The following is a 25,345-nucleotide window of genomic DNA, read 5'->3' as shown; positions in this document are numbered from 1 at the left end:
TTTGACATAGCGATGATTATTAGTATGAGTGTTTGCATTTGTCAAGTATCGGAATCAGCAGAGTTAAAACAGGCGGGTCAAATAAACAAAGGTGGCCGGCAGAAACAGGTTGGCCACCTCCAGAAAAACTATGGAATATCCAAAGAATTTGCTTCTTCTTTGTCAGGTGGCTTTAAGGCAGAACCTGTCCCATCCCATGAGTTCGGCAGCCCCGGCAATGGTTGTGCCGTAAAACAAAATGGGTTTGCGGTTTAAAAACAATTCAATGGAGCCGTTGGCAACCGTGGTGCCGGTGACCAGGAGAAGATCGCACCAGTCAATGGCGTCATCCGTGGCATCAGCTCCTTCGATCAGTACTCCCTGTTTTTTCTGCCCGATATTCTCCGGGTCAAGATCAATCAAGCGCAAAGGAAAAACAGGGACCAGGTGCTGGGCCATTCTCGGTTGAAATCCGATCTGGGTTATTTTCACATCCCCGTAGTGTTCCCGGATATAGGCAACAAGTTTTACGGCACAGGCCACAGGTTCCTCATCATGGCAATGAATGGTTTTATCAGCTTTTCCCTGAAACCTTAAAACAGCATTCAAAGCGGATATAAAAACGGCTTTTTGAAAATTATTGGTAAGAGGCATATCAAGGATATCTTTTAAAGTGCCTTCAAAATTACCGAAATGATCTGTGAATGCCTGGCCGCACGAACCTTTGAATTCAGCCTGCATCAGTTTTTCATTTCCCTTCTGGATGGGGTAATCATCATCTTCAGGATTTCCAATGGCTTCCTGGGTTGACAAGGCCCTGGCCGTGATCACGATTTTTTCATTGAGCAGATTTTCAGGTTCCCATAAGGTTTGGGCGCGATTTTTCAACTGGGTATAAATATCGGTCATAACATGCCTCTCTATGGTTATCAGACCCTTTATCATACATAAGTTTCAGATATAAGTCAGACCCTGTAAAAAGATCTGTTGGCTTTTTTTGCATCAAAGGGTCGATTAAAAAATGCAGTATAAAACCGATTGGCTTCTTTTTCCATATCAAAATTAAAAATTTGGGGGTGAAGCGTATTGGCAATGTACATCAACCCCAGCATCCACCGAGGGCTGCCAAAATCCCACAGCGGGAAATGGTCATATATCCGGTTGTTTTCAACTGCGCTTACCCGAATATCATGCTTGATGCAATAGTCATAAAAATCAGACGCAGGACAGGACAAAAAACCTGAAATAAAAATAATATCCGGGTTCCATGCCATTAATTCCTCACGGGTGATGGTCACGCCGGGTTTGCCTTTCCGGGTCAGGCGTTTGTTCAGGCAGTTGCCCCCGGCAGCCTCCACAAGGTTGGTTTCAAAGCGTTCCGCATTCAGGGCAAACAAAGGGTATCCCATTGCATAATATACGGTTGGCCGTTCAACATCACGGGTTTTTGAGGAGATCAAATCCAGGGTTGTGTTGATGGTCTGTTTGAGCCGGTTGCCGGTTTCAACACAATCGGTTTTTTGCGACAGCCGGTCAATAATATTCCCATATTCTCCCGGCAGCTGTACGGTCTCATGAAATTCTTTAAGATAGTTTGATTCAAAAAGATCAAACCATAATCGGGATACCTTTTCAGGGTCATCAGCACCAATGCAGACCATTATGGCATGCAGCATTTCAAATGCCCTGGTCGTACGGTATCCCCCGAAAAAACCGTGTTCATCATACCGCAGTTGTGCGATATCTCCTTTGATAACAGGCTGCCGGCCACATTGGCAGATCGCATCCGGCAGGGTTTTAATGATCCTGGAGCCCATTGGGCCGAAAAATTCCCGGGTGATCACAGTTGTGCCACAGTCCGGGCAGCATGTGTTCAGCAGCTCAGTACCAGGACAATTGAACAAATATACATGGTTCAATTGTTGTTTCAGATCCAGGCACAGAGCCTCGGATTCCCGGATGGTGGGTTCAAATTCAATATCCGCCTCTCCAAAGGGCACAAAACGCATCACCTGGAAAGGAATATCTGCTGACAATGATTCCACAAACCGTGCAATCTGCCTGACTTCGTCCTCATATCCCTTCATATGAATGGCTGCAGCTTCCACATGGACACCCGCCTCAAACAGGTGGGTTAAATTCCTGAAAACAGGTGCGGATGAACTCACCCCGCAGGATTTATACCGGTCGTCACAAAACCCTTTGAAACCGATATTGACAAAATCAGTAAACTCAATAAGCTGCTCAAGCGCGTCTCGGGTAAAATAACCGTTGGTTGAAAATCCCACCAGAAGGCCCTTTTTTTTCGCCGCCTTTGCAAGCTTAAGAAAGGTGAAAAAAGATACGGTGGGATCATTGATGCAAAAGGCAATGCCCTTGCAGTTTTCTTTGATGGCCTTTGCAATGACCTTTTCAGGCGGCAAATGTTTCAATGCAGCACAGATGGTTTCCGTTCCCATGGTCAGGACCTCGGAAATACATCCGGGACAGGAAAAATTGCAGCCAATGGAAGACACCTGCAAAAATTTATGCCTGGGGTAGAAATGCAGGGTGGGCATGGTCTCAATAGAAATGGGAAACAAGGTGGAATAGCGGTCGGCAAAACGTTCTTCAATGGCATCGTCCCGGTTGGTCATCATCCGGCACCGGCCGTATTCCCCTTCTTTAATATTACACCCCAGTTCACAAACAGGGCATTTCATGAGTTTTACTCCTTTGTAATGTGAATCCAGAATCCAGCATCCGACTGTGTCATGTCATATTGAGACGCATGGGAGTTGTTCAGGGCGGTTTTAATCCTTTTCATATTTTCAGGATTCATCCGGCCTTTGCTTTTTTGAGCAAACTCACCATCTTTTTTGGCCATTTCCATGAAAATGGATTTTTTCAGTTCAGCAGAGCCAAATCCGCCGCCTATATGAGTTTTCCCGCCGGGTTTAAGTACCCTGTAAATTTCGTTAAACGCAGCTTTCAGATCTTCCCAGAAAAAAACAGAACCCCTGGAAACAATAAGATCGGCATAATTATCATCAAAAGGCATGTCTTCTACATTTCCTCTCACCGGGGTAATCCTTTCAGCCAGGCCCTGTTCTTCAATATTGGCAGTTGCAATGGCATAGCTGTGTACTGACTGATCCAGGGCATACAGGTTCAGATCCGTAATCCTGGCAAGAGCAATGGACAGGGCTGCAGGGCCGCTGCCAAGATCAATGCAGTTGCCGGTGACAATGCCGTGTTTGGATTTGATCTGTTCGGCAATCAACGGATAAATAGGTGCAAACACGGTTTTGACAATCTCATCCATTGCTCTGGCAGCTTTACGATCTTCTGTATCATCTTTGTATGGATTCTCGGTCGTCATTTAATCTTCCTTTTTATCCGGCATTTTGCTGCTGATTTTTTTTCCTGATTCGGAATGGCAGGTGCAGGGATGGTCACCTGTTTTCCCATGGCATTCTTCTACCTGTTGGGGCGTACAGTTTTCAGGTTTGTCTTTGAGTTTTTCCGGGTGTTGGCAATTGCAATCACACATGGTTATCTCCTTTTTATTATTATGGTTAGATTTGATCCCCGGACGTGTGACGGGAATCGTTTGAACTATAAGCATTGCGCTTATTTTACTTTACTCTTTTTCCAACAAAGTTTCTATGAGAAAAATGAAACAGGTCATGGGCGATTTTCCTGATTTCCGGCGAACAGTCTGCTTGTCTGAATTCCCGGTCAGCAGCAAACTTGCGCCAGAACGGCGGCAGGCTGTCAATGCGCGTCGCCATCCCCCCCTGTTTGTCTTCCACCACATAAAGAACTGTTTTGATTCCCGAATTGATGATTCGTGTCAGGCACATGGGACAGGGTTCCACCGAAGTAATCAAAACAAGATCTTTACAGTCCCTGGGAGTGTTATCTTTATTTGATGTCCGTTTTTTTTGCACCCTGTCTTCATACCTGTTAAGAAGATCCATTTCAGCATGAAGATCACTGCGAAAATAAGTCGTATACTGGCGGTTACGGCCATATTCCACAACCTTGCCGGTTGAACTGTCCACAAGACAGGCCCCGATGCCGCCGGAGCCTTCTTGAATTGACACAAGAGCATTTTTCACAACGGCCAGACCGAACAAATCGTCTTTAAAGGAATTATTTATGGAGTACGACGCGATTCTCTTTTCGAGTGTGATGAGCTTTTCTTTGTCTCCGTCAAATGCCCAGGTGATACCGGCAAAAAAAAGAACAACAAAAAATAACATATAAAATCTTTTTATCATTTTGCCTCTCCTTTAACCTACTTGTCCTTATTGTGAATAACAGCCATACAGCCCTGATTGAACAAATTTCTGGCAAAACACTCAACAGCAATATCCACCCCGAACACCATGTGCATGAAAATACTGCGATTGCCCACGGCAATGCTTTTACCGGCATGGTCCAGGGCCAGGGTATTTTCCGGGATGTTGGTCATGTACCCGGAAAAAGGAAACCGGATGTTTTCCACATCCTGATCAAAATAACGGTATCCGGCAGGATAGGCAAAGGGCTGATATTTGCCTGTGGAGAGAGTCAGGTAAAATGCGTCTCCTGGTTCATTGCAGAACCATCCAGGACCGTTTCCGCATAAAAAGCTGTTGCCTGGAAAATACTCTTGACCCACGCCCTCCACCAGAATCAAAGCAATTTTATGATGGCCCAGGTTTGACCGGATCAAACTTTTGATCTGCCTTAAATCTTCAATCCTTCCCAAAGGGGTGTAAACGGGAATTTTAAAATTGTTTTCCGGAACATTGACAGGCTTTCGCAAGGTGGTTCCCATGGTTTTAAAGGCAAACCCCTGGGTTGATACAACCAGAAAATCCGGCATGAGACCTTCATCCTCAGCCCTGTCCAGATCCGTCTGAACCGATGCAAACAGATTTATCCATTCTTCTTTTGAAATGATCCTCTCAATGAGACCCTTTGATTTAAGGGACTTGAGAAACACCATGTCGGCAGAACTTGGAGAATGCACTCCGCAGTACCGGGCGGACCAGTTGGAGGAAATGGCAAGGCCGTCCAGCCCTGACAGATCAATATCCCCTTGCAAAGGAACCATACCGCCGGTTCCGACAATAACAGGAGTGTAGCCGGATGTTTCAATAAACTGCAAAGCCTCTGTCATGGCAGCACAAAACATCCTGTGCTTTTCCGGTTTCGGATGATCAAAATACCGGTTGGCAAAAAACTGCTGAACATAACTCAAGCATACCAGGCCGGGGTCATAACGTTCAATCAGGTCCAGTGCGGTTTTGCTGACCCATTGATTGGCTTTTTCATCAATATCTCCGGGATAAGGATTATTGTCCAGCACCTGGCTGACCATGGAAACAATAGGGCTGTCATCCGCCCTTTTTTGACCGGTTTCAAGGTCAAACAGGTTCTGCCATTCCCTTGCGTCAATCATTGCCAGGCTCATTTAACCCACCTCCTTTACCGTATGGTTTTTTGCATCCCCGCTTTTTATATTACCGCTTTTTTCATCCCAGGCCACCTTGGTGCCCAGCATGGCAATCTTTGTGCAGCAATTTATGCAGGTGTTGTCAGGGGCTAAAAATTCATCCAGCTGGTCCCCGGAACATCCCAGACTGAACCGTTTAATAACTGTTGCACCGCAATTGGGACAAAGAGTGTTAACCCAGTCAGACCCCACAAAATTATGAAAATAGACATAAGGCAACAGATTTCTGGAAGATTCAAGGGCCTGGTTCATCCGTTCGATATTCGGATACACCGAACCCTTCATATTATGCTCCGGCAAAAGCCTGAACACATGCCAGGGGATATGGGGATGAATATCATGAATAAATGTTGCAATATCAAATAATTCATGATCATTGACATCTTCGATCACAGGAGAGGCAATCTCCAAATGGCAATGGTCTGCAAAAAATTTTATATTGCGAAGAATAGGCTCAATGCTGTCCACTCCCACATATTTTTTATAAAATGCATTGGAAAATCCCTTGAGGCCCACATGAACAAAAGAAAAAATATCCGCCATCATCCGGGTGGACTCTTGCGTGGTATACCCATTGGTCAGACATCCCATGGGTATACCCGCTTTTTTGGCATACGCTTTTACCCGCAAAAGACTTGGCAGAGACACAGCCGGTTCATTTACATTGAAAACAATATTGTGGCATCCAAGCTTTTGAGCCATGGCCACCAGTTTTTCAGGGGAAAATTCATACATCACATCCTGGACATCGGCAGGGTTACGGCAGGCAATAAATCCGTTGGAACAGTACCTGCAACGAAAATTGCAGCCGGCCGTCCCGATGATCATAGACCGGGAACCTGGATAGGCATGGTAAAACGGGACAGATTCAACCCGGGATACAAAATAGGTACACCATTTATCAGGATAGGTTTCAACCACCCGGCCCCCATCTTCTCTGTACATACCGCAAAAGCTTTTGCCTGCCGTAAGGTCACATCTGCGTTCACAAAAATTGCATTTCATATCTTCACCTTTATACCGGAGTTATTATTTGGGGAATTTATCTGTTTCGGGGTAACTACAAAAACACCTTTCAGGGTGACATCACACTGGATATTGTCTCCCAGCACCCTGGACAGAACATCATCCGTCATGGTCGTCCGGGTTTCTCCTGAAGCCACCACACCGCCATTGTGAAGAAGGACCACTTCATCACAATAATAATAGACCAGATTGGGATCATGCAGGGTGATTAAAACCGTTGTCTTCCTTTTTTTCACAAGCGTCTGCATCAGAGCCATGATTCTGTGCTGGTTGGTAAAATCAAGGTGGGAATTGGGTTCGTCCAGGAGCATAACCGGCGTGTCCTGGAACAGCCCCCTTGCCAGCATGACCAGCTGGCGTTCGCCGCCGGATATGGAATTAAAAGCACTGTCGGCCATATGATCGATACCTGCTTCAGCCATCACTGAAAAAGCCTTTTCCCTGTCTTTTTTTGACGGGGCTGACCATGCCTTGATCCGTGACGCCCCGGCCATAAGCACCATATCCATGCAGGAAAAGGAAAATGGAGAAAAGCTTACCTGGGGAACCACGCTGATCATCCCGGCAATCCGGTCCCGGGAAAGCCTGCAAATATCCTTGCCCATGATCGAAACCTTGCCTTCAAACGGGGAGATAACTCCGTTAATACAGCGTAACAATGTGGTTTTCCCTGATCCGTTTCTGCCCATGAGGGCACAGATCCTGCCCGGCCCGACAGCCAGGTTGATGTTAGAAATCACCTGGGTTTTCCCGTATCCTGCGCTGATATTTTCAACGGCCAGATTCATGTCCAAACCTCGCTTGACCGGCACTGATAACCAGATAACCTAAAAAGGGTGCGCCAAATATGGATGTGACAATGCTGATAGGAATTTCAGACAGCATGACACTTCTGGCAACGCTGTCCATGACCATGAGGAAAACCCCGCCTAAAACCGCCGTAACAGGAATCAGCCTGCTATGTTCCGCTCCGGCCAGGTATCTTGCAATGTGAGGTACAATCAGCCCGATCCAGGCAACCGTTCCCACGGATGCCACGGCACAGGCCACCATAAGCGTGCTGACCAGGACATAAAAAATCCGCCACCGAAAAATATTGATTCCCATGGACAATACATCTTCTTCTCCCTGAGTCATGATGTTCAGGCGCCAGGAAAAAATCGTCATCAAAAAAATACCTGGAACCAGAACCGGAAGGGTCACCTGAACCTTGGTCCAGGACGCCATATGGAAACTGCCCATGATCCAGAATACGATCTGTGCCATCTGGTCATATGGATTGGCAAGGTACATTATAAAGGAAAGTCCTGCCTGGAATACGGCTGAAATGACAATCCCGGAAATCACAAGTACCGAGGGAGAACTGTCCCGGCTCCAGGACGCCAGGATATAGGCAAGCGTCACCGCTACAATACCGAATATAAAGGCACTGGTTTGGATGACCCAGGCAAGAGGAGTTAAAAACATGATGGCCAGGGCCGCACCAAAACAGGAGCCAGCCGTCACCCCCAGAATATCCGGTGCGGCCAGGGGATTCCTGAAAAGCGCCTGGAACACGGCCCCTGAAATGGAAATCCCGGCACCGATCATAATGCTGAGAAGGATTCTGGGCACCCTGATGTTCCAGAAAATCATCATCATTTCCGGCGGAGCAGCAAAGCCATGGCTTTCAATTCCAGCGCCCGACAAAAGCAGTCCAACAACATGCCCGGGACTTATGGGATAGCGTCCGGTACACAGACAGATAAACACTGTCACCAGGAAAACCAGGATCATGAGACCAAACTTTTTCATTGCTCCAGCCTGCCCCCCAGCTCTTCAAAGGTATACCCCATAAATTTTTTATAAAACCGGTTGGCAACCATCATCATGTCAATATCTGAAAAAAGTTCCGGGTAAAGAGTTTTAGCAGACCAGACCACCCCCAGTACACAATGGGGAGCCGGGTAATCCCACCACCCGATTTCGGAAGGAAATGAAAAGACTTTTTTCTCTTTAATAGCTTTGACGGTCTGGAAATGAGAATTTTTAAAAATTTTGTCTTTGCCGTAAGCATCAAAGGATGAGCCTAAAAACACAACATCAGGATTCCATTTTGCAATCTGCTCGGGTGACACATCAGCCCAAAAACCTTTTAATCCGGCAGCCACGTTTCTGGCACCGGAAAGTTCCAGAATCCGGTTTTGAAGCATATTGCCCGTGGCCACGGAATAAATGCTTTTGGGTCCTGAAAACATGACATTCAAAGGGGGTGCCCCATGTTGCTCCAGCCTCACCCGAACCAGCTCGATAAGACGATTGCACTCTTGAATATAAACTTCCCCCTGATCCCGGCATTTCAGGACGTCGGCCATCAGTCGGATCGCCTCAAAGCTTTCTTCAAAGGTCTCACCTTTTACGCCGATAACCGGGATACCGGCATTTTCAAACTGTTCTATCTCGCCCTGGTCGCTGGATGCATATAAAAAAACGACGTCGGGATTCAGGCTGACCAGACTTTCAATATTATAACCGTGCCCCTGTGCCATATTTGGCAGAGCGGCAAAGGCTTTATCAATCCTGTTCAATGCCAGGGCCTCCCTGCCGTAGATACTTTTTTCAACCAGCAGGTGCTGCTGATTCAAGGCATAGACGAGTTTGCCGCCAAAATGGTGAAAGGCGGCCATTCGTTTGATCTGTGACGGAATCTTAACCTTGCGGCCAATTTGATCCGTGATGGTGATAAAATCCTTTTGGGCTTTGCCTGAAAAATCACACCCTGCAACAGAACCGAACACAAACACACAGATAATAAGGCTCCTGAAAAATTTAACGGCAGCCATCACACCTCCCAGTACACAAGGGCTGAGCGGTTTCCGGACGGCCAGACAAATTTACAGTCTTTCAAAATAAGATGTTTTTCCAGCAAATCTGAAAGGAAATCATCATATTGTGATGTCTCACAAATATTCAGACGATTCTTCAAATCGTCCAGGGCCTCTTCAAAAGAATCATGTGTCCAGGCAGGCCAGGTGCCCGCAGCTTCCATGATCACGTCAGGATAAATATCCATGCCCAGAAGGGCATTATAGGCAACCTGAAAGTTCGGGCTGTCATACGGCTGCCCCAAAACATAACGGGAGGCTATTGCCATTACGGAATCAGCAAAAGGCGCCCGCAGCAGCATAATACAGGCTTTGGTTGCCGTGGCCGACATTTTGTCTGCAAAGGCTTTAAAATCAGGCACACCATACATGGAATGAGATGCCAGGACAAAATCATGGGATGCCACATAATCCCTGGGCCAAGTCCCGGTGACAATATCAATATTGTTAATCCCCTGTTTTTGAATCTTTTCCTTCAAAATCTCCTGCATGGCCAACGAAGGGTCCAATGCCGTGACTTTTGCCGCATAAGGGGAAACAAGAAGGGACCATTTGCCGGTGCCTGCACCGATATCCAGCAAGGTTGCGCCTGGATTGTCCTTTAATTTTTGAATCAGAAAATCCCTGGACGAATCCGGCTTTTCCCATCTTTCATCCACCATTTTATCAAAATGCCTTGCCTTGTGCTTCCAGAAGTCATCCTCCGAGTATTCCTTTTTTCTGCCAAAGGCCTTGTTCTGAATCTCACAAAGCTGATTCCACAATTTATACCAATCCGTCAATGCTTCCATTTTTCACCTGTTGTTTTGTTTTCTTCTGATTTAAAACCGGGACGCAGATTTTTCGATTAATCCCTTCATCTATTGTGACGATTTTTATGGTGATGCCATACGTTATTTCAAGAACATCTTCAGACAACACCTTGTTTGGATCTCCCAGGGCAATCATGGTACGATCCTTTAGAATTCCAACCTTATCAGCATTCAAAAAGGCATGATCCGGGAAATGGGATGCCATGATAATGGTGATGCCCTCTTTTGCAAGACTGTCCACCACCTCTAAAATTTTTATCTGGTTGCCCAGGTCCAGGTGGGAGGTGGGTTCATCCAAAAGCAGCACCCCGGGCGACTGGGTCAGAGCCCTTGCAATCAATACCAGCTGCCACTCCCCGCCCGACAGCCGGTTGCATGGCCTTTTGGCCAGATGGGAAATCCCGATCCTTTCCATTGATTCAAACGCCTTGCGCCGGTCTGTTTTGGAAGGAGAAGAGATCATGCCGATCCTGGATGCCCGTCCCATGATCACTATATCTTCCACAGTGAACGGAAAAACACAAACAAGACTCTGGGGGACAAACCCGATCTTTCGGGCGATTTTCCCGGCACCCAGAGTGTTCAAGTTTTCACCGTCAAGGCAAACACTGCCTTCAAGTGGGTTCAGCAGCCGTGCCATGCATTTGAGCAGGGTGGACTTTCCCGAGCCATTGGGCCCGAGAAGACAAAACACTTCTCCTTGTTCCAGATCAAAACTGATCTTTGAAAATACCAGGTCTTTTTCCCTGCCCGTATACCCGAAACAAAGATTGCTGATGTTTACCCGACCTGTCATGATTCAATCCGCTTTCTGACTTTTTCGAAGTAAAAAGGCAAACACAGGGGCACCAAAAATAGCCGTCAGAATGCCAATTGGGATTTCCGTCACAAGAGCTGTTCTTGCAATGGTATCAACTGCCACAAGATAAGCGGCACCGATCAGCATGGACACAGGCAAAAGATATTTATGGTCGGGCCCCACAATCAAACGGCCGATATGGGGGATCATGATGCCTATCCAGCCGATGATTCCGCTGATGCACACTGCTGATGCCGTGGCAATTGTGGCGCTGACAATGATGACGGCTTTTAAGGTTTCCGTGTTGACGCCCAGGGATTTTGCATCCTCCTCTCCCATGGCCAGAAGATTGATCCTCCAGCGCACCATGAGCAGGGCTGAAATACAGACAATAAAAACCGGTGCCGTAATCAACAAATCTTTTGACGAAACATGATTTAAAGAACCCAGCAGCCAGAAAACAATGGCAGGCATTTTGTTCATGGGATCGGCAATATATTTTAAAAAAGAGGTCAATGCGGAAAAAAGAGATCCCACCACAATGCCGGAAAGCACCAGCATAAGGATCGGGGTAATCTTGTAGACTCTTGACAGGGAATAGGTCATGCCCACGGACAAAAGACCGAAGAAAAAAGACACCAGATGAATCATCAATATATTGTCAAACAAAAGAATGGCCAGAGCTGCGCCAAACCCTGCACCGGACGCCACCCCCAGGATATGGGGGCTTACCAGGGGATTCTGGAACACCCCTTGAAAGGATGCACCGGATATGGACAAAGCGGCTCCCACAAGAATGCCTGCCAGGATTCTGGGCAGTCTGACATCAATGACAACGGCATAGGTTGTCACGGACCAGTCCGGTTCCAGGGGAAAAACAGATGAAAACAAAATTTTCAGCACTGTCATACAGGAAATATCCACCCGGCCAAGGCTTAAGGAAAACAAAACCACCAGAATAAGAAGGCCCCAAAAAAAACGTATCCAGGATTCGGGAGCAAGGGATTTGCCAAACCGCTTGCCATATGGTCTGTTATCCTCTATTTTTAATTCCTTTCATCATCTTGAATTCATAAGTGCCCAGCAATATATCATGAACCTGAAGGTCTGTAAGGTCAAAATCAAAAATTTCCCGGTAAAAAGTTTTGACAATACCGTTAATGGAAATATTTTCAAACAGGTCGGGATAAGCAATGGCGGCCAGCCACAAGGGGAAAATCACGGCAGATTCCGCCGTGGGGCGGTTGAAAATAAAAACACCTGCCGGCTGGGAATAAATTTGTTTATTTCGAACCGCCCGGATATTTCTCCACTGGGGATCTTTGTACAGGTCGGCTGGTTTTCCGTAATTGATCACCAGAATATCCGGGTCCCATTCCAGAACCTGTTCCATGGAGACTTCGGCCAGGCCGGAATGCAGCCCGGTTCTTTTGCCGATGGTAGTGACGGTTTCAGCGGCATTTTCACACCCGGAAAGCTTGATGCGTTCCTGCATAAAGGTATCTCCGCCCAGGGTCACAAGATGGCTGGGGCTGAACCCCTGAAAAACATTTTTCCTCTTTTGGACCGGAATATCACGGGTTCTCTGTTCTATCAGATGCATGACCCGTTCTAAAAACGCAACATATTTTTCAGCCCGGTCCGGGGCTTGGAAAATGGTTCCGTAAAACCGGATTTCCCTTTTAATATCCTCCATGCCCTCGCCCATGCCGTCTTCAAGAAAGGCAACCGGTATACGGGTTTTATCAAGCACGATTTGACCGTCAATATCTCCTGCAATGGCGATATCCGGGTTTGAATTGATCAATTCCTCTATATTGATATTGCCCGAAGTGGTCCTGGGACCGGGCAATGCTTTGATGGCCGGATACATTTCTTGGACAAGTTTTGACATTTTAAGGGTGTTGGTCACGGCGCACAAATGATCCTGTACCCCCAGTATAAAAGCCACCTGGCCTGTGGGACCACCCAGCAGTGCAATGCGCCTAATGGGATCTGCAACTTGAAATGCGCGGCCTTTCATGTCGGTGACAATGCGGGTGCGATCATGATTTTCGCGGGCTCTGGTTTCAGGATGATAATATATTCTGTAAAATAAAAAAACAAAACATGCTGAAAACAGAAGCAGAAAAATTCTTTTTTTTGTCATGATATATTTTAAAAACGCAAAAACCGACAGGTTCCCCGGATGCCCCGGAGAACCTGGGTATAGGCTAATGCCGGATAATTAAAATTCTCCTTTAAATCCAATGAAAAAACTTCTTCCCTGGCGGGGGTATCCCACTTCCATCTCATAATTTTCATCAAAAAGATTTTTAACGCCGATTTCAAACACAAAAGATTGATCAAGCCTTACCATGGTTTTAAAATTTACAACCCAGAATCCGTCAAGTTCAACCTCATCGTAATTAGCATCCTCATCGTATCTTTTTGAATTGTATTCAGCACTCCCGAAAACGGAAAACCGATCATTGAATCTGTACAAATCACTCAGGTAAAGTTTATGCTCGGATATACCCTCGAGATGATCGTTATCTGCACCGTCAGACTCATTTTTTGCATCCAGATATGTATAATGCAGTTGAAAATCATTATCGGCAATCATATAAGAGGTGAAGGTGAATTCAAGGCCTTTGAAACTTGATTCATCAATATTCTGGTATTGCTCGATATCATCCCCGGAAACAGGATCAGTACCGACAATCTCGTCTTGAATTAAATCTTCAACTTTGGAATAAAAAAAGGTCAGCCCTATACGATTATTTTTGGGAAGGGGTTTTTCAAAACCCAGTTCATAATTGGTTGCCACTTCCTCTGCCAGGTCGGGATTGGCTATTCTGTCATTGTCCAGTCCATCTGTATAAAGTTCCTGGAGGGTGGGCCATCTTGATTTTTTCCCCAGGGAAAAATGCATGTCAAGATCTTCAAGAACCGTCAGCAACACACCTGCCTGGGGATTGAAGGCTGATTTGGATTCCCTGACAAACCCGTTGTTCACACCGTCATTGGCTTTCTGGGGATTCTGGATGTCATAACTGCTTCCCAGAACAAAGGCAAGATTATCCGTAAGTTTAATATCATCTTCAATACCAAAGGAAACCATTTCCTGTTCATAGTTTTCCCATGGATCGCCTATGTCATCTTGTTCCTCATGAACGTCTTTTTTATAATGAAAAGAACAGCTTAAAGTGTTTTTAGGTATGTAGTCAACTCTGGCCACCAAAGAGCCTCCATAGCTGTGGTCGTCATAGGTGGAGTGCCAGCGGGCATTTGAATAGGTGTTGTCGCTATAGTCTTCCAGCGCATTATAATAGGTGTCGTAAAACACTCTTGTTTTAACGGATAATTGATCCGTCAACTCCGTGTTCCCGATAAAATAAATGGTTTCCTTGTCCCAGTCCGTAAACCGCCAGTATTTTACCCTTCTTGCCGATGTATCGGGATCTGCAGTGGGAGGAAGCCCTTTTTCCTTTTCAATGGTGTTGAATCCAATTGCATATTCATGGCCTTGTGCCGGGGTCCACCCTAATTTTGCAGCCACATTCCAGTCATCAAGATCCGAGTTCTCCCTTGTGTCTCCGTCTTCATACTGGTTTGCATCAAAATCATCCGACACATCCCATCCATTGGAATTTGTGAACCCTCCTCCCAGGGTAAAATAAAATTTATCCTGGCTTGATCCAATATTAAAATTTCCTTTTACATCACTGTTGTCAGTAACTTCAACCCCGTAGGAACCTTCTAATTTTTCCTGCGGTTTTTGGCTCACAATATTAATGACCCCGCCCATGGTATTAAACCCGTAGAGAACGGAACTGACCCCTTTGCTCAAATCAATCCTTGAAATATTATCCGTTGTAAGGTTACCTGCGTCCACATATCCGTCATTGGGAATGTATAAGGGGATACCGTCATAAAAAATAGGGACATACCGAGAACCAAATCCCCTGACATTAATAGAGCTTTCCGCTTTTCTCCCTCCGTTGGACAAGGTGACACCGGGCAAACCGGAAAGAGCTTGTGATATATTTTGTGAATTGGTCAGTTCAATTTGTTCCAAATCAACTGTTTCCACTGTACTTACCCTTGTAATGGTTTCAGCCTGTCCACTGACAACGACCTCACCAAGATCAAAAACATTTTTGTCCGCCCCAGCCGTATCCTCTGCCCATGCGCAATAAGGACTGAAGCATATTAACAATATTAACAAAACATAAAAATCCCCGAGCCTGCTCAAATTTTTCATTTTTTCTCCTTTAGGTTGATTTTTTTTACTCATGGATTCATTTTCTATCCATCCCATCTCTTTGACTGCACCAGCACCCAACAGGCTATCTGATATTGCAATCAATCCGTTTTTTTAAACGGTTTATTTTCCCTTAAAACAAACAAGTTACTTCATAATTACATTGTAGCCTCTTGTCAATGATATACTGTAATTATTCATCATCTTGCAGCAAAAAATAACCATTGGGTTGCAATTAAGAACTAAAAACAACATATAAACACTCATAAAAACCACACAAGTTGCCACACTGAAAATATGCTTGACTTTTCATTGCTTATTCTGTAGCACAAAGTAAATTTTATCTGGTGCCATCGGCTTAATAGGGAATTTCGTGTAATTCGGAAACGGGCCCGCCGCTGTAATCGGTGACAAATGCTGCAATATGCCACTGTTGATATAATGGGAAGGCGCGGCATGAGGATGATCCGCAAGTCAGAATACCTGCCTGGTAAAACATAGGAAAACCGTGTACGGCAATGCCGGTTTCCATTGGATCTATTGGATAAAAAAGGGATATCCCCGGATCGTAAACTATTTACGGTTCGGGGATTTTTTATTTTGGGCAAAGAAATGAAAAAATGGAAAAAAAATTAAAACGTCACACGTTGGATTCTTTTCCGGTAGAAAAAGGCAATTTTGAGACCTGCTGGAAACTACCCCACAAAATAGGCAAAGGAACCATAAAAGAGTTCAGGTTAAAAAGTGGTATCCAGGTATATGTCTGTAATTACAACAAATCCGACAGACTCAAAGCCAAACACTATGGAGACACCCCCAAATTCGGTTTCAGATTTTGTCTTTCAGGCACTACAAAATTAACTCTGCATTGTTTAAAACAAAGCCTGACCATAACCCATGGAGAAAGCGGATTTTTTTATTTCCCGAACCGGGATGGATTTTATGAAGATATGCCCGGGACTCCGATATATATGGTTGTAATATTGATATCTCCCTCTTATTGGGACACATTGATGGAAGATGAACTGCACGACATCCCCATAAAATTTAAAGCCCCTTTAACAGATAACAAGAACAGCGGCGATCCTTTTAATTGTACGGAAATCATCACCCCTTCCATGCACATGATACTGCAACAAATCATCCACTGCCCTTATGAAGGAGCAAGCCATCGCTTTTTTATCGAAGCCAAAGCAATGGAACTTATTGCTTGCAAACTAAACCAGATAAAACCTGCCTCCCACAAGCAAAAACCGACTCCACGCTTAAAAGCCAATGATATCGACAAAATACATTATGCAGGGCAATTATTGTCCAATAACCTTCAAACCCCTCCAAATATAATTGAACTGGCCAAGACCGTCGGTGTCTCCCGCACCAAGTTTTATAATGATTTCAATCAATTCTACGGCACTTCCCCTATAGAATACCTTCGTTTCAAACGCGCTGAAAAAGCCAGAACCCTTGTTAAAGACGAAAGCTTAAGTATGACTCAAATAGCTTATTCCCTTGGTTACTCAAGTTCCAGCCATTTTGCAAAGGCCTTCAGGGATTATTTTGGCATACCCCCCAGCCGATATCGTCAAAATGAACGATGGTGATAAAAAAATGAACGCAAGTGATAGCCATAAATATTTTTTTTATGCATATAGATATCTGCAAGATTGCTTTGAACCTGTTCGGTCCTGTGGCTTATGAACAAAAGTTCCATTGTGATCCATATTGACGGCATGCCCATGACACTGTTGATAATTTTAACCTGAACCCTAATCATACAATATCAAGGAGCAAGGAGTGACTATTCAAACAAAAAAATACCATACAATTTTTGTTCTCTTTTTCAGTGTTGTACTGCTGATCTTTCTCAATAAAGCAAATGCAAATGAAAGCAAAACACATGCTTTTGATGACATAACGGTTACAGCAAATAAACATGAACAAAAAATCCAGGAAATCCCGGCGGCGGTAAGTGTTTTTACTCAAACAGATATCAAAGATGCAAATATTAATAATTTATCCGACATTATGAATTTAGTACCCAACTTTAAAGCAAATGACAATGGCGGGTTTAGAGAAGTTAGCTTCAGAGGATTAAGCAGCAGCAAATACACATTTAAAAATCCCGTGGTCATATATATTGATGGTGTTCCCAACGATAAAGTGCCGTTTATGGATATAGATCTGAATAATGTGGAAAGAGTAGAAGTATTGAGAGGCGCCCAGGGCGTATTGTATGGGAAAAATGCCATTGGAGGAATTGTTAACATTATCACCAAGCAACCAGGCAATACTATGGAGGGAAAAATAAGCACTGAGATTGCTGAAGATCAAACATATGGGGTAAAAGCGTATATAAACGGCCCCATCATCAATAATAAATTATTTTTCAGCCTTTCGGAAAACTACAGGCAAACAGACGGATATATGACAAATGATCATCCTGATGAAGACACCTATGACGGCTTTCATAAAAGCAGCTTTAGAGCCAGGCTCAACTGGCTTCCAACAGATAAAATGGAAATGGATTTTAATACATCGTTTGCCAACCGTTCAGGCGGACACACACCGACAATTTACAAGACTGAAAATCAAGTCAGCTATCACTCATATAAAAACCCAGATGATGAATTAACAAAAGACATCTTTAATTCCAGTCTTGGCATAAATTACAGCCTGGAGAATGCAGAACTCAAATCAATTACCACATACAGTGATTCAAAAATTGAACGATTCAGCGAAAGACTGCATGAAGGGGCATCCATGATTGACGGGGGTATGGACCAGGAGGTAACCGGTTTTACACAGGAACTGCGTATTCAATCACCCGGCCCCAATGCTTTAAAATGGATGGGCGGACTGTTTTTCTCAAAAGAGGACGTGGATAATAAAAATATGTTTGCTGCATTTAATACCACTGCTATGCTGGGCTATGATACATATATGGATTGGCCTGCAAAAACATATAATGATACTCTGGCGGCATTTGGAGAAGTTACCCTGCCCTTTGGAAAATTCAATTTCACCACCGGCCTGAGATATGAGCAAACAGATATTGAAATGGATTACAGATATGAAGAAAGCCGCACAGATACCAAAGAGCTTGTAAAAGATCCTGTAACCTATCATGCTGAAGATGACTGGGATACCTTTATTCCCAAAGGCGTTCTTTCATGGAATCACAATGACAATTTCATGGTTTATACAAGTGTGGCCAAGGGGTATCTGGCCGGAGGATACAATTTTTGCGAGGCAAATAAAGATTTTGCAAGAATTGATAATCAAACATCCGTCAATTATGAGATGGGAATTAAAACAAAAAGTTTTGATAACAGACTCATATTAAATGCAGCCATGTATTATATGGACATCAAAGATATACATGTTCTGATAGAAGGCATTGACAGCGGAACATTTGTGGCATCAAATGCAGGAGCGGCACACAGCCAGGGCATTGAAATTGAAGCTATATTAAATGTGATGAACGGCCTTGATATTACTGCTGCTTTAGGAATGATTGGCGGAGAATATGATGAGTATATTTTTGATGAAACCACGGATTATTCTGGAAAAAAATTGATCCGAACACCGGAATACAGTTTTAATTTTGCCATTTCGTACCTTCACGACTCAGGCTTTTTTGCCCGTGCTGATATTATCGGCTATGGTGACAGCTATTTTGACTCGGCTAATACAAAAAAACAAAAAGCTTATGAGATATACAATGCAAAAATAGGATACGAAGCTTCATCATGGGAACTATATTGTTATGGTAAAAATATCTTTGATCAGGAATATTTTACAAACATAGGGGTTCTCAATAATGTTGGCTCTCCCAGAGTATTTGGCCTGATAGCCGCTCTCAAATTTTAAAAAACCAAAATATAATTTAAAATAAACGAAGAAAGCATAAACCAAGAAAGCATAATGAACTGATGCGGTGTGAAAAATAAAAAAACAACTACACAAAATAAATGCCGATGATAACAGTGATAAAAGCGCTAAAAGCTTAGGAATCAAAGTGCATCATTTAAGGAATATAAAAACGAGGTGGTGTTATGAGGCGAGAATCAATTTGCTTAACACTTTGCTTGTTATGCGTACTGATATTTTGTTCAGCAATCGCTGCAAATGCAGATTATAATAGCACAAAAACAACCTTGACCGATGCTCTGAATCGGGTTGTTACCATTAAAAAGCCTGTGCAAAAAGTGGCCTTCACCGGCATTTGCCTTACCGATGCCCTTAAAATAGCCGGGGCATGGGATAAAATCGTTGCCCGGGAAATTGTTGTGTTAAACCCTGGTTTTTATCCGGACATTGATCGCATTCCCGCTTCCAATACAACAAAAGGATCTCCTTACAGCCTCAATTTTGAAAGACTTTTAGAGCTGAATGCCGATTGTTTTCTGACCTTTAAAGCTCCCATGAAGGGATTTGAAGAAATGGCCGAAAAAATCCAATCCCATATCCCGGTGGTTGCCCTGAATCTGTTTGATCGTCATACCATAAAAAGAAATTTTGAAATTCTGGGCACAATATTCGGAAAAACCGATAAGATTTCAGAATATATAAGTTGGTATGAAAATGTGCTGAAAAGAATTCTTGACAAAACTTCAAAACTTGCGACCGAACAGAAAAAAAGATATTTTTTAAAATGGAGTCCGGGAAAAGTTGAAAAATTCACGACCATGTCCAATCGATTCATCGGCATGACGACAATCAATGAAATCGCAGGCGGAATAAATGTTGCCGCGGATTTAAATGCCTATGGAGGATGGATACAATCAATTGATCCTGAATGGCTGACACAGCAGGACATTGATATTATCATCTGTGAAGATTCAATTTCAAATGGTTTTGGCCCGGATATGGTTGACAGCTCAATTGTTTCTTCTTACAGACAACAGCTTATGCAAATTCCTTTTCTGGCCGAGTGCAAAGCAGTCAAAAACAATGCCGTGTACATGATAAGTCCGCATTTTCTTTATACACCCGCCTTTGTCATTTCCCTTGCATATCTTGCCAAATGGTTTCATCCCGATCTGTTTTTAAATTTTGATCCGCGTTCTGTTCACCAGGAATACCTTACCCGGTTTATAGGCACAGACATTGATCTTAGCAAACGCGGAATCTTTGTTTATCCCGGATTCTAATCTTTTTCGCCGGTATCAAAATTTTGACCGAATTAATGTTTTTTTAAAAATACCGAGATCTGCTTGAAATGAGATTATAGGTCGTCACTATAACTAAATTTGTGCGAAAAACAACAACATACTGTCGTGTTTTGATGGTTTCACATAGGCTGTAAACAATCTTTGCCGTCAGTTTGTTATGAATCGATGCCACCTGATCCGGACGGCAGCGTTAAAAAAATATTGCAAAAATAGTTAAGGTGCTTTATTATCTATTTTATGAATCAGGAACTGAAAAAAAAAGTTATAAATACTCTCATGCAGATTACCCGCAAGTTTGCCGAGGTGGAAACATTGTCCATTGGCGTTACCTGCGACGTAAGTGTTTCAACGCGTGAAGCCCACGCCATTGAAAGCATTGGTGAAAAAAAGTGTACCAATGTGACAGAAATCGCCAAATATTTCGGTTTTACCAAAAGCGCAGCTTCCCAACTGGTCTCCAAATTAACTATGCAGGGATTTGTGATCAAAAAACAGGCCGGCCACAGCAATAAGGAGTTACAGCTTTCCCTGACACCTCTGGGTTGGCAGACCTTTGAAGCGCACGCCAGGATGCATAGCCAGGATCTTAAACGTATTCTGAAAACATTTGACTGTGTGGAAATTGACGTTCTGATACGGTTGAACGAATTATTGGACAACCTTAATTCTATTATGGATGAACGGTTGAACACCAAATAACGGTGCTATATTTTTTTATAAAAATAGTTAAGTAACTTAATAGACTTGCAAAAGGAAATAATCATGAAAAAAACAATCGCATGTATAGTCGCTTTAGCGCTGCCGGCTTTTATACTGCTTTTCCCGGGCACTGAAGATCTGCTGCTTTCCAAAATCATTTCTGTGCAGAATCGAGCAGAAAAACACATTGTCCAACCGATTCCAACGGCCCTGGCAAAACCATACCTGAATGCACAGAACTTCCGGTTTCCAGGTAAAGTTAAAGCTGCTCGACGAGCTGAACTGTCTTTTCAAATAGCGGGCCAGATCGAACAGCTGAACATTCTTGAAGGACAACAGGTAAAAAAAGGATATTTGCTTGCATCTCTTGAACATAAGAATCATCTATACGCAGTCAGGGCGGCAAGGGCCGGATATCAGGCTTCAAAACTGAATTTTCAGCGTACTTCAAAGCTTTATAAGGAAAATGTGGTGAGCAAAGCCCAGTTTGATACTGCGCAATCCGTCCATGATATCGCCCGGGCTGAACTGGACATGAAGGAAAAGGCCCTGACCGATACCCGGCTTATCACTCCCTTTGACGGCCTGGTATCAAAACGCTATGCAGAGAGAAAAGAGCATGTGAACAAAGGAGAACCGGTTCTCCTGCTGCAGGATGTTTCCGGAATAGAAGTTGAAGTGCAGTTGCCGGAACAACTGGTTGCCCTTGGAGGGACAGAGATACTGGATCAGCTGAATGTCTGTTTTGATGCAAATCCGGATCTCACATTTGCAGCCGAGGCAATGGAGCTGAGAATGGAATCAAGCAATGACACCCGCACCTACGCCTTGATTATCAAACTGCCCTCTCCGGCAGATATGCATATTCTCCCCGGCATGACGGCAACGGTCAGCGGTATTGTTAAACAATCTGCAAAAACCAAGGCAAAAAATTTCTCCGTACTGATTCCGGTTGAGGCCGTGGTTTTTGATCCCAATGCTGATCCATATGTCTGGATTGTCGATCCACAAACACAAAAAGCCCGAAAACAGCAGGTAGTTATAGGCCCAATGCATGGCAACAGCATCGAAGTGACCAAAGGGATAAGATCTGATGAACTGGTGGCAACCGCCGGTTTACACAGCCTTGACGAAGAACAACGAGTTCGCCCGATGAAGGCCGGTAAAAAAGGACTGGAAGGATGAATAATCTATGTTTATATGCTGTCCGCTACAAAGTGGTCACCCTGGTTTTCAGCACCATTATTGCCCTTGGCGGAATATTCAGTTTCCTGAATATCGGACGCCTGGAAGACCCGGAATTCACCATCAAAGAAACAGTGATCCATACCCATTACCCTGGAGCGTCTGCAAAACAGGTGGAGCTTGAGGTGACCGAACCCATTGAAACTGCCATCCAGCAATTAAAACAGCTCAAGGAGGTCCGCTCCATATCCAGAGCAGGCGTTTCGATTATTTTTGCAGAGACACAAGAAATTTACGACAAACACAATCTTCCCCAGGTATGGGACGAGCTGCGCCGCAAGGTGGGTTCTGTCAACGGCCAACTGCCTGCGGGATGTCAGACGCCAATAGTCAATGATGATTTCGGTGATGTTTACGGGGTACTTTTTGCCATCACCGGAGACGGATATGATAAAAAGCAGCTTAAGGCATATGCGGAAGATTTGCGCCGGGAACTGCTCACCTGCAACGATGTAGGCCGAATTGATTTCTGGGGCCTTCCCAGAGAAGCTGTTTTTATCGAAATTGACCGGGCCAAACTGACACAACTTGGCTTGAATCCCAACACAATCTTTGACACTCTCAACGGTCAAAACAGCGTCACCCCGGCAGGAGCCGTGCAGGTAGGTTCGGAATACATCCCTTTTCGCATTACAGGAGATTACACCTCAATAGAGGATATCGCCAACCAGCTCATAAGCGGCTCCGAAGGTAGCATGATCAGGCTGAAAGAAATTGCCAGGATAAGACATGACATTATCACACCGGCTGCGGAACTCATGTGCTACAACGGAAAAGAGGCCGTGGCCATAGGCATCTCAACCATATCCGGCGGTAATGTCATTTCCATGGGCGATTCCATTGATCAACGCCTTCAAGAACTGCAGGCAAATACCCCCTTTGGCATAAACATCCATACCATCACCAGTCAATCCAAAATAGTTGAAAAGTCGGTTTCAGGATTTGTCTCCAACCTTATCAGTGCAGTTGTCATTGTTATTCTGCTGCTGGTTGTTTTCATGGGCTGGCGCGAGGGTATTATCATCGGTTTTGTGCTGATTCTCACCATTTTTGCGACCCTGATGGTCATGAAATCCTATGGCATCACCTTGCAGCGAATCTCTCTGGGTGCGTTGATTATCGCCCTTGGCATGCTGGTGGACAATGCCATCGTTGTTACGGAAGGAATCATCATCAAAATGCGCCAGGGCATCGGGCGAGAAGAAGCCGCCGATCAGTCGGTCAAAGAGACCATGTGGCCCCTGCTGGGCGCGACCATTATCGCCATTCTGGCCTTTGCCGCCATCTCCCTGTCCAAGGATATGACCGGCGAATGGCTGGCCAGTCTGTTCCAGGTGATATGTATCTCTTTGGGACTGAGCTGGTTTTTCGCCATCACCACTGTACCCTGTTTTTGTGTCATGATATTGCCTGTTCCCAAAAACAATGGCAAAAAAAAACATTCACAACGCTTTTTCAAATATTACAAAACCATTGTCGGAAAAGCCATTGATCACCGGTGGCTGACCCTGACAGGAGTCATAGGATTGCTGGTGGTCGCCGTGTGGGGCTTTAGTCATGTTAAGCAGGATTTTATGCCCGATACAAACCGCTCACAGTTCACCGTTGATATCTGGATGCCCCAGGGGACTCATATCAACAGCACTGAAAAGCAGCTTGAACAGGTTGAAAAATACGTTGCCCGCCTTGAAGGAGTGCAGAATATTTCAGGCTTTATCGGTCGGGGGCCGCTGCGCTTTCTGCTGACCTTTTCCCCGGAGATGCCGGACAGTGCATATGCTCAACTGCTGATTGATGTGGATGATTTCCGCCGGGTTCCTGAACTGAAAAAAAACATTCAACAATACCTGGACAAGGAGGTTCCACAGGTCATAGGCAGTGTAGACGCCTTTAAACTCGGCCCGGGTGGCGGTGCCGTGATAGCCCGTCTGAGTGGGCCGGAAACAAAAATTCTGCGCAATCTTGCCGGGCAGGTCAAAAAAATCATGGCTGAAAATCCCAACAGCCGCAGTATCCGTACGGACTGGGGCAACCAGATCAAGGTCAGCAAAGTTGATTTTGCAGACCTTCGGGCACAGGGTCTGGGGATTTCCCGTCCGGAGATTGGCTCCTCCATTGCCATGAACTTTACCGGCTCTGTTGTTGGCCAGTACAGGCATAGAGATGATTTGCTCCCCATTATCCTGCGGCCGCCGAAAAAGCAGCGTAATAATATCGACTTTTTTGATGAGGTGCAGGTGTTCAGCCAAGCAAAAAATAAATGGGTGCCCGTGCAACAGGTGACCAACAGGACAATCACCGGGGTGGAGGACAGCGTCATCCACCGCCTCAACCAGAAACGCACCCTGCGGGTCCTCTGCAAACAGCGTGAAGGCACCACTGACGCGCTGTTTCGCCAATTATCCCCGATCATTGAGAAAAAATTAAAACTGCCTCCAGGCTACAACCTGGAATGGGGCGGCGAACATGAGGAGCAAATCGAAGCCAACACCAAACTGATGTCCAATTTTCCAATTGCCTTTGCCGGAATGTTTCTTGTCACCGTTCTTCTCTTTAACAGCCTGCGGTATCCCCTTATCATTTTCATGGGACTGCCGCTTGTTGTTGTGGGCGTAGCCCCCGGCATGCTCATTGCCGACAAGGCATTCGGATTCATGGCCATGCTCGGTTTTTTAAGTCTGTTTGGCATGTTGATCAAAAACGAAATCGTCTTGCTCGATCAGATCAAGGCGGAACTCGCCGACGGAAAGGAACCGTTTACGGCTGTGGTTGAGTCTTCCGCCAGCCGTATCCGCCCGGTCACCATGGCGACCTTCACCACCGTACTCGGCATGATTCCGCTGCTGACAGATGCCTTTTTCAGCCCCATGGCCGCAACCATCATGGGAGGCCTCAGCTTTGCCACGCTGCTGACCCTGTTTGTCGTGCCGGTGTTTTTCAGCACGCTGTTTTCAGTCCGCAGGCCTGGTGTTAAGCATTTTTAGGAACAGATCATATGAATTTATTTTTCATA

General features: G+C 44.8%; 21 protein-coding genes and 1 riboswitch. Of the genes, 6 read left to right on the top strand and 15 right to left on the bottom strand.

Annotation, left to right across the window (positions count from 1 at the left end; all coding sequences use genetic code 11):
- Positions 1–162: 162 nt before the first annotated feature.
- The 15 genes from TOL2_RS05075 to TOL2_RS05010 all read right to left on the bottom strand — a co-directional run bounded on the left by TOL2_RS05075 (position 163) and on the right by TOL2_RS05010 (position 15,214).
- Positions 163–888: a Rossmann-like domain-containing protein gene (locus TOL2_RS05075; RefSeq protein WP_014956450.1), complete on the bottom strand. Its 726-nt coding sequence runs from the start codon at positions 886–888 to the stop codon at positions 163–165.
- A gap of 56 nt (positions 889–944) precedes the next feature.
- Positions 945–2,681, bottom strand: a complete 1,737-nt coding sequence (locus TOL2_RS05070; protein ID WP_014956449.1) for a radical SAM protein — start codon at positions 2,679–2,681, stop codon at positions 945–947.
- Positions 2,682–2,686: 5 nt separating this feature from the next.
- Positions 2,687–3,340 carry a class I SAM-dependent methyltransferase gene (locus TOL2_RS05065; protein ID WP_014956448.1) on the bottom strand — a complete coding sequence of 218 codons (654 nt, stop codon included), beginning with the start codon at positions 3,338–3,340 and terminating at the stop codon, positions 2,687–2,689.
- The gene (locus TOL2_RS25110) at positions 3,341–3,511 is read right to left on the bottom strand and encodes a hypothetical protein (RefSeq protein ID WP_173391115.1); all 171 of its coding nucleotides are present in this window, start codon (positions 3,509–3,511) and stop codon (positions 3,341–3,343) included.
- Between the two features lie 85 nt (positions 3,512–3,596).
- A complete protein-coding gene (locus TOL2_RS05060) occupies positions 3,597–4,244 on the bottom strand; it encodes a nucleoside deaminase (RefSeq protein ID WP_014956447.1) in 648 nt (215 codons plus the stop codon).
- Positions 4,245–4,261: 17 nt separating this feature from the next.
- Positions 4,262–5,425: a hypothetical protein gene (locus TOL2_RS05055; protein ID WP_014956446.1), complete on the bottom strand. Its 1,164-nt coding sequence runs from the start codon at positions 5,423–5,425 to the stop codon at positions 4,262–4,264.
- Complete coding sequence (locus TOL2_RS05050; protein WP_014956445.1) at positions 5,426–6,472, bottom strand: radical SAM protein; 1,047 nt, start codon at positions 6,470–6,472, stop codon at positions 5,426–5,428.
- Entirely contained in the window at positions 6,469–7,281 is an 813-nt protein-coding gene (locus tag TOL2_RS05045) for an ABC transporter ATP-binding protein (protein ID WP_041279277.1), read from the bottom strand. The genes TOL2_RS05050 and TOL2_RS05045 overlap by 4 nt, the downstream gene beginning before the upstream one ends.
- Positions 7,265–8,287, bottom strand: coding sequence for a FecCD family ABC transporter permease (locus TOL2_RS05040; RefSeq protein WP_014956443.1), 1,023 nt, complete (start codon positions 8,285–8,287; stop codon positions 7,265–7,267). Before TOL2_RS05040 ends, TOL2_RS05045 begins: the two co-directional genes overlap by 17 nt.
- A complete protein-coding gene (locus tag TOL2_RS05035; protein ID WP_014956442.1) occupies positions 8,284–9,315 on the bottom strand; it encodes an ABC transporter substrate-binding protein in 1,032 nt (343 codons plus the stop codon). The genes TOL2_RS05040 and TOL2_RS05035 overlap by 4 nt, the downstream gene beginning before the upstream one ends.
- The gene (locus TOL2_RS05030; protein ID WP_041279276.1) at positions 9,315–10,148 is read right to left on the bottom strand and encodes a class I SAM-dependent methyltransferase; all 834 of its coding nucleotides are present in this window, start codon (positions 10,146–10,148) and stop codon (positions 9,315–9,317) included. Before TOL2_RS05030 ends, TOL2_RS05035 begins: the two co-directional genes overlap by 1 nt.
- Entirely contained in the window at positions 10,123–10,965 is an 843-nt protein-coding gene (locus TOL2_RS05025; protein WP_014956440.1) for an ABC transporter ATP-binding protein, read from the bottom strand. Before TOL2_RS05025 ends, TOL2_RS05030 begins: the two co-directional genes overlap by 26 nt.
- Positions 10,966–10,968: 3 nt before the next feature.
- The gene (locus TOL2_RS05020) at positions 10,969–11,922 is read right to left on the bottom strand and encodes a FecCD family ABC transporter permease (RefSeq protein ID WP_269764191.1); all 954 of its coding nucleotides are present in this window, start codon (positions 11,920–11,922) and stop codon (positions 10,969–10,971) included.
- A 79-nt stretch (positions 11,923–12,001) separates the two neighbouring features.
- Positions 12,002–13,117 carry an ABC transporter substrate-binding protein gene (locus tag TOL2_RS05015; RefSeq protein WP_014956438.1) on the bottom strand — a complete coding sequence of 372 codons (1,116 nt, stop codon included), beginning with the start codon at positions 13,115–13,117 and terminating at the stop codon, positions 12,002–12,004.
- A gap of 78 nt (positions 13,118–13,195) precedes the next feature.
- A complete protein-coding gene (locus TOL2_RS05010; RefSeq protein ID WP_232508074.1) occupies positions 13,196–15,214 on the bottom strand; it encodes a TonB-dependent receptor plug domain-containing protein in 2,019 nt (672 codons plus the stop codon).
- A gap of 328 nt (positions 15,215–15,542) precedes the next feature.
- Positions 15,543–15,719: riboswitch (cobalamin riboswitch) on the top strand.
- A gap of 115 nt (positions 15,720–15,834) precedes the next feature.
- Here TOL2_RS05010 and TOL2_RS23445 point away from each other — a divergent pair.
- The 6 genes from TOL2_RS23445 (at position 15,835) to TOL2_RS04975 (ending at position 25,316) form a co-directional block, all read left to right on the top strand.
- Positions 15,835–16,815 (top strand): helix-turn-helix domain-containing protein, encoded by a 981-nt coding sequence (locus TOL2_RS23445; protein ID WP_014956436.1) that lies wholly within the window; start codon positions 15,835–15,837, stop codon positions 16,813–16,815.
- Positions 16,816–17,008: 193 nt separating this feature from the next.
- Positions 17,009–19,084 carry a TonB-dependent receptor gene (locus TOL2_RS04995; protein ID WP_014956435.1) on the top strand — a complete coding sequence of 692 codons (2,076 nt, stop codon included), beginning with the start codon at positions 17,009–17,011 and terminating at the stop codon, positions 19,082–19,084.
- 185 nt (positions 19,085–19,269) lie between these two features.
- Positions 19,270–20,367, top strand: coding sequence for an ABC transporter substrate-binding protein (locus TOL2_RS04990; RefSeq protein ID WP_014956434.1), 1,098 nt, complete (start codon positions 19,270–19,272; stop codon positions 20,365–20,367).
- Positions 20,368–20,625: 258 nt separating this feature from the next.
- The gene (locus TOL2_RS04985) at positions 20,626–21,087 is read left to right on the top strand and encodes a MarR family winged helix-turn-helix transcriptional regulator (RefSeq protein ID WP_014956433.1); all 462 of its coding nucleotides are present in this window, start codon (positions 20,626–20,628) and stop codon (positions 21,085–21,087) included.
- A 63-nt stretch (positions 21,088–21,150) separates the two neighbouring features.
- Positions 21,151–22,272: an efflux RND transporter periplasmic adaptor subunit gene (locus tag TOL2_RS04980; protein WP_014956432.1), complete on the top strand. Its 1,122-nt coding sequence runs from the start codon at positions 21,151–21,153 to the stop codon at positions 22,270–22,272.
- On the top strand, positions 22,269–25,316 hold the full coding sequence (locus tag TOL2_RS04975; RefSeq protein WP_014956431.1) for an efflux RND transporter permease subunit: 3,048 nt from the start codon (positions 22,269–22,271) through the stop codon (positions 25,314–25,316). Before TOL2_RS04980 ends, TOL2_RS04975 begins: the two co-directional genes overlap by 4 nt.
- Positions 25,317–25,345 lie beyond the last annotated feature (29 nt).

The sequence above is a fragment of the Desulfobacula toluolica Tol2 genome, from assembly GCF_000307105.1.
GTDB classification, from domain to species: domain Bacteria; phylum Desulfobacterota; class Desulfobacteria; order Desulfobacterales; family Desulfobacteraceae; genus Desulfobacula; species Desulfobacula toluolica.
Note: the sequence above shows the minus strand (reverse complement) of the source record. Positions and strands in the feature narration are given on the sequence as shown.

Coding starts and splice junctions, on each gene's coding strand:
- TOL2_RS25110 (WP_173391115.1), bottom strand. CDS start 3,511: ATGTGTGATTGCAATTGCCAACACCCGGAAAAACTCAAAGACAAACCT.
- TOL2_RS05060 (WP_014956447.1), bottom strand. CDS start 4,244: ATGATAAAAAGATTTTATATGTTATTTTTTGTTGTTCTTTTTTTTGCC.
- TOL2_RS04980 (WP_014956432.1), top strand. CDS start 21,151: ATGAAAAAAACAATCGCATGTATAGTCGCTTTAGCGCTGCCGGCTTTT.
- TOL2_RS23445 (WP_014956436.1), top strand. CDS start 15,835: ATGGAAAAAAAATTAAAACGTCACACGTTGGATTCTTTTCCGGTAGAA.
- TOL2_RS05050 (WP_014956445.1), bottom strand. CDS start 6,472: ATGAAATGCAATTTTTGTGAACGCAGATGTGACCTTACGGCAGGCAAA.
- TOL2_RS05010 (WP_232508074.1), bottom strand. CDS start 15,214: ATGAAAAATTTGAGCAGGCTCGGGGATTTTTATGTTTTGTTAATATTG.
- TOL2_RS04985 (WP_014956433.1), top strand. CDS start 20,626: ATGAATCAGGAACTGAAAAAAAAAGTTATAAATACTCTCATGCAGATT.
- TOL2_RS05070 (WP_014956449.1), bottom strand. CDS start 2,681: ATGAAATGCCCTGTTTGTGAACTGGGGTGTAATATTAAAGAAGGGGAA.
- TOL2_RS05055 (WP_014956446.1), bottom strand. CDS start 5,425: ATGAGCCTGGCAATGATTGACGCAAGGGAATGGCAGAACCTGTTTGAC.
- TOL2_RS05035 (WP_014956442.1), bottom strand. CDS start 9,315: ATGGCTGCCGTTAAATTTTTCAGGAGCCTTATTATCTGTGTGTTTGTG.
- TOL2_RS05075 (WP_014956450.1), bottom strand. CDS start 888: ATGACCGATATTTATACCCAGTTGAAAAATCGCGCCCAAACCTTATGG.
- TOL2_RS05065 (WP_014956448.1), bottom strand. CDS start 3,340: ATGACGACCGAGAATCCATACAAAGATGATACAGAAGATCGTAAAGCT.
- TOL2_RS05045 (WP_041279277.1), bottom strand. CDS start 7,281: ATGAATCTGGCCGTTGAAAATATCAGCGCAGGATACGGGAAAACCCAG.
- TOL2_RS05030 (WP_041279276.1), bottom strand. CDS start 10,148: ATGGAAGCATTGACGGATTGGTATAAATTGTGGAATCAGCTTTGTGAG.
- TOL2_RS04990 (WP_014956434.1), top strand. CDS start 19,270: ATGAGGCGAGAATCAATTTGCTTAACACTTTGCTTGTTATGCGTACTG.
- TOL2_RS05040 (WP_014956443.1), bottom strand. CDS start 8,287: ATGAAAAAGTTTGGTCTCATGATCCTGGTTTTCCTGGTGACAGTGTTT.
- TOL2_RS05015 (WP_014956438.1), bottom strand. CDS start 13,117: ATGACAAAAAAAAGAATTTTTCTGCTTCTGTTTTCAGCATGTTTTGTT.
- TOL2_RS05025 (WP_014956440.1), bottom strand. CDS start 10,965: ATGACAGGTCGGGTAAACATCAGCAATCTTTGTTTCGGGTATACGGGC.
- TOL2_RS04975 (WP_014956431.1), top strand. CDS start 22,269: ATGAATAATCTATGTTTATATGCTGTCCGCTACAAAGTGGTCACCCTG.